Origin of the sequence: uncultured Gimesia sp. (genome assembly GCF_937919775.1) — a bacterium.
GTDB lineage: Bacteria > Planctomycetota > Planctomycetia > Planctomycetales > Planctomycetaceae > Gimesia.
Window position 1 is genome coordinate 1 of the sequence record NZ_CALFPF010000614.1, and the last position, 4,683, is coordinate 4,683.

2 protein-coding genes are annotated in these 4,683 nt (G+C 48.9%); both read right to left on the reverse strand.

Features of this window, described 5'->3' with window-relative positions:
* Window positions 1-178: 178 nt before the first annotated feature.
* On the reverse strand, window positions 179-1,192 hold the full coding sequence (locus Q0294_RS17635) for a hypothetical protein (RefSeq protein WP_299468088.1): 1,014 nt from the start codon (window positions 1,190-1,192) through the stop codon (window positions 179-181).
* Between the two features lie 109 nt (window positions 1,193-1,301).
* Window positions 1,302-4,322, reverse strand: a complete 3,021-nt coding sequence (locus tag Q0294_RS17640; protein ID WP_299468090.1) for a PQQ-binding-like beta-propeller repeat protein — start codon at window positions 4,320-4,322, stop codon at window positions 1,302-1,304.
* Between the last annotated feature and the right edge of the window lie 361 nt (window positions 4,323-4,683).

The following is a 4,683-nucleotide window of genomic DNA, read 5'->3' on the forward strand; positions in this document are numbered from 1 at the left end:
TCGGTTTGCCCGCAGGAGTCGCAGGAGGATTGAGCGGTAAGTACTTAAATCATAACCGCGCAAACGCGGCTGTCAACAGAATTTAACGGTGCAATTCAGGCGATTTGGTATTCTAAACAGCAATATTTGTAAAAATCCGGTTTTGAGACTCGTGGGACGCGAGAAAAGCAGATTCGACTTAACCTCTTGCTGCATCAAGGGATGTTTTCTGAAGCAGGAGTTGCATTTCCGTCCATTGAATCTTTCGGGCCAACCCGTTCAATTCTTGATCCTGGCTTGATTCACATTCCGCACAGCAGTCGACAAAGGCATTCAGTGACCAGCGGTTATTCTGTAACAACCGGTTTTTCCAGTTCAAAACGGTCTTGCTCTGAGACTCGTCAAATAATGGCTGTACTGCATTCGGTAAAATATCATGCAGGGGATGATAACCGACGGCCCTGCTCCAGTATTTGGCGTTGGAGTAATCCGGTTCGCGACGGTGCATAATATGGTGCCAATAGTCACCCGCGTGATGTAAGCCCTGATGCTCTACTGATTGCGAGAGTTGATGACTTTCCTCCAGATAATCATGGATGCAGAATAACCCCGCTTTCAAGGCTGTCGCGTCCGAGGGAGACGAAATGAAGGGCAAATCCTGAGCCGGATGATAGGCCCTCAGTAAATGCAGCAGCCAGTCACGTTCAGGACCAGGATGGTTCGGGGCCAGTTCAGGAAACGGTTGTTTTGCTTTGCCGGAACGAGTGAGCGGGCTTGAATCAATCAGCTCACATTTCAGGCCTGCTTGAGTCAGAAGGATTAAGGCATGCCAGAGAAGTTCTTCCGAATCCGGAATTTCCTGCAGGCTCAAAAAAGCTGACTTTGATAACAACACTATTGCATGCTGCAAAGGATTCATCGCCAGCGCTGCTGCGACCGGAGGCAGACTCTCCAGTGAAGTGATCAGTGGTTCTGAATCTCTGAAAGGCAGCAGCCAGATTCCGGCCTGGTCCGCATTCAATTCAAGGTCATGCAACTGATTGAGTTCTATCGGGTCTGCCAGAAGTTGTCGGTCGACAAAACCTACATATTCAGAAGTGGTTTCGTCAAAGAGCGAAATGAGTTCATTGCGATGAAGGTTGGCAAGATCGGTCAGGCTCTCAGGTGATTCGTGATGATTTTCGGAAAGATAAAGCTGGATCGAAGTTGTCATGCGAATGAAATTTCAGCTGGAACTAGAAAGAGGTCATGTCGATTTACACAACGTAACCAATTTGGAGCCCGGCAGAAAGGCAACGGTGATGGATTACGGCTCTTCAGGATTATTCTCTGCTGAAACAACAAAGCTGTCCATTTTCCAGTGAAACAATGACTCTTCCTTCTGAATCGATGGCGGTTCCCCCCTGCACTGCCAGCGCGGCGAGTGGGTGAGTCCAGAGGTCTGTTCCGTCATCTATCTTGATTGCCGTCAGAAAGGGCTGTTCTGGTTCCAGATCCGGATGACCGGCTGCTATGAGAGTTTCAGGAGAGACAATGAAACTGGTAAAGCGACGCTGTTTCTGGTCTTCCCAGATATTTTTGCGTTTAAATGCTTCGCCGGTACGTCTGGCACGCATATTTAACCAGCGGGCCACTTCTTTTTTCTCTTTCGGTGCACTGGCGGGTAACGCTTCCTTCAATGTCAGATTGGTAAACACACTGCCCTCATAACTGGCGTCATGCACCAGTTCCCGCCGGTCAGCCAGTGTGTGTTCAATCGAGAGATATTTTCCATAGTCCGGGTAATAGGGATAGAAGGCAGTGCGATACTGTGATGTTACCTCTGTACTGGGAGTATTCAGGCATTTTAAGGTCTGCAGGTTATAACGGGCGATTTCATAAACGCCTCCTGCAAGGAACCGGAGTTCGTTTTCATCAATATATAAGCTTCCCTGCAGACTGATCCCGCTACTGACGGTCTCCGATAAGTTTCCCGAGGAATTATTTTCCTGTTTCAATTCTCCGGTTATCGGATTCAAGGCCACGATATGGGTTCCATCGAAATGAGCAATGCCTGCGGCAGCATAAACCGTCTCATCTTGCACGACTACCCCCCCTGCGACGGGCCAGGTCGAGATCAATTTACCATAAACGGGCATCCAGCGTTGAGTGGGGGCGACGCGGAACGACCAAAGTGGTTTTCCGGTTTTCGCTTCATAGGCATAAACACGTCCGTCTGCTGAGCCAACAAACAGGCGGTGATTATCGACCGTCGGCGGATAAAAGATTGCGGCTCCGGTATATTGTTTCCAGACCTGTTTTCCTTGCAGATCGAATGCAGACACGACGCCATTCCGGTCGCCAACAAAAATCATATTTCCTGCAATGACAGGAGCCGTCGGCAGTGAGGACTGTGTGACCTGTGTTGTCCAGACGAGTTTTGTTTTCGCAGGAACAGAGACTTTCGTCGTGGAAGATTGCCGATTGTCACCGCGAAAAGTCGGCCAGTCATCCGTGTGGACCGGTAGCGGTTCGACTTTCGACAGGTCACTCGCATAGGTGACGCGTCGAGGGGGAGTCTGTGCCGTCGGCGAAGCGGAATTCTTTTCAGGTCCCAGGCAGATATGTCCGTAAAGCGACAGCTCACAACCGCACATCCAGGGGCCCCAGTATAAGAGTCCATTGGAAACAATGACCCCATCCTGACAGGGAGGCCGCATGGGGGCAATGTGTTGGGCGGTATGCGATTCCGTTTCCAGCCGAACTGTTCCTCCTGTCGTACGGAAAAAGATGCTGTCGACACTTCCTGTGGCACGGGTACAGGCCCTGCGGGTGGGGAGTGAAGCGATCTTTTCTCCGGTGGCATAATCCAGTTTCATGCCGGTCTCTTTGGGGCCAGCGGCATAAATGCCGTCTTTGCGCAAAACCAGTTGCAGATTTCCATGTTCTTTCTCCCACAGCATATATCCATCAGAGGCGGAAGCCGTGACCAGATGCAAACGCTGAGGTCCTGCAAAAAACAGGTAGTCGTCGCTGCACTTCATGTAGGCTGTGGTGGCATAACCGGTCACGTAATGTTGTGCTTTTTGATTGGAACCGATCGAGGTGAGTAATTTTTTGTCAGCATTTTTCCAGACCTGTTTTCCATTTTCGATATTCAGAGCGGCCAGAAATTTGTCAGGGCAGTAATAGAAAATACGGTCGTTTTTCATACAGACGCCGCGACTGTCGATAAAGTCCTGTTCGCGAAAATGCCAGAGGACTTTTTTATCGGCAGGGTTAATCGCAACAAAGGTGCGGCCGTACCCAAAGGCGTTCTGGGGGTCAGAGTAATCGTGACCTTTCCACATCGCCCAAGGCCAGTGTCCCAGGCCCCTTCTTGCCGATTTTTGGGTATCAACCTGGATTTCTTTATTTCCGATCAGTGCATAAAGAGTCCCGTTTTGCATCCCCATCCATTTCCAGACGGGGCCGTCAGCGAGCTTTTCATCAATGACAATTTCGTCTCGGATGTGACCTGTTTCACTGTCGATAATTTTACAGGATTCATTATCCGCCATCAAAAGGGCATCTTCAGTGCCGATCATGGTGTTGCGGTGAATCATGAAGCCTTCCGGCAGTTTCCGTTTCCAGAGAATCGTTCCGTTGTAAGCATTGATACACATTAAAGTGTTCAAGATCGCGTTCTGATTTTCTTTATGTGCAATGTGACCGAACGCTTTGAAAACTTTGCCTCCCGCTGCTACAGAAACTTCCGGCATCGGCGAGAATTTGGGATCTGCCAGGAACTGAGTACGATACGGAGACCGTGCATTTTGGTCGGTCGATTGAGGATTGTTATCCGGGCGGTGATAGGGATGGTCCCAGTAATCATTTCCCGCTGGAATCGGTTTTGTCACTGCAAAGTCGGAAAAAAATGCCGTACCCTGAGGTCGTAAAACCCGCAATAGCTCCTCCTGAGATTCCAGTTGACCAGCCGTATTTTGTACAAAAATCACATCGGCCAGATTACTGGCGAGCGCAATAGCGCTGCTCTTTCCCTGATCGGCAAAAATACGTTGTCCCAGGAACCCTGCCTGATCGGCCAGATGACGAACCTGATCGACTTCTTCAAGAGATTCCGACTGAAAGTAAATTTGTAAATCGCTATTCTGGATCAGTTCGACGACAAAGGACGCCTGATTGGATTCCGGTAACCCCAGCACGACACAGAGCCCTTTACGGGCTTTCAGTTTTTCTAGACAGGAACTGGCAGCAGAAGAGACCGGCTGTTTGTGCTCCTGCGCATTCAGGCTGAAGGGGCCCTGCAGCAGAACAGAGAAAACAGGGATGAGTAACAGAAACTTTGTTATGTTTCGATTCATCTAGTGCTTCTTCCTCAGTCCGAGTTGAATGATTGAGAGAGTGAACTATTTCCAAGCATTCCAAACAGTGATACTGTCTGAATCTAATGTGTTCAGGACCTTCATCATGACAGCTTAGAATCAGATTTTCAAAGAGATTCTGGGACTTTGAGATCAGTTTCTCAATCGAATTCGATGGAATGTTAGTGCAGCTCACTGGTTAACAATGCTTGTTTTCGATGGATCTGGGGGCTGTCGTTTGAAAGATTGGGACGTATACAATTGGTTCGGCTGGGAGTTGAAATCTGACGGATCTTGAGAAAAATTCAATAATCGGCTGGTTTATATTTTCAAATATGTGAACAATGAGGGCTAATTAAGT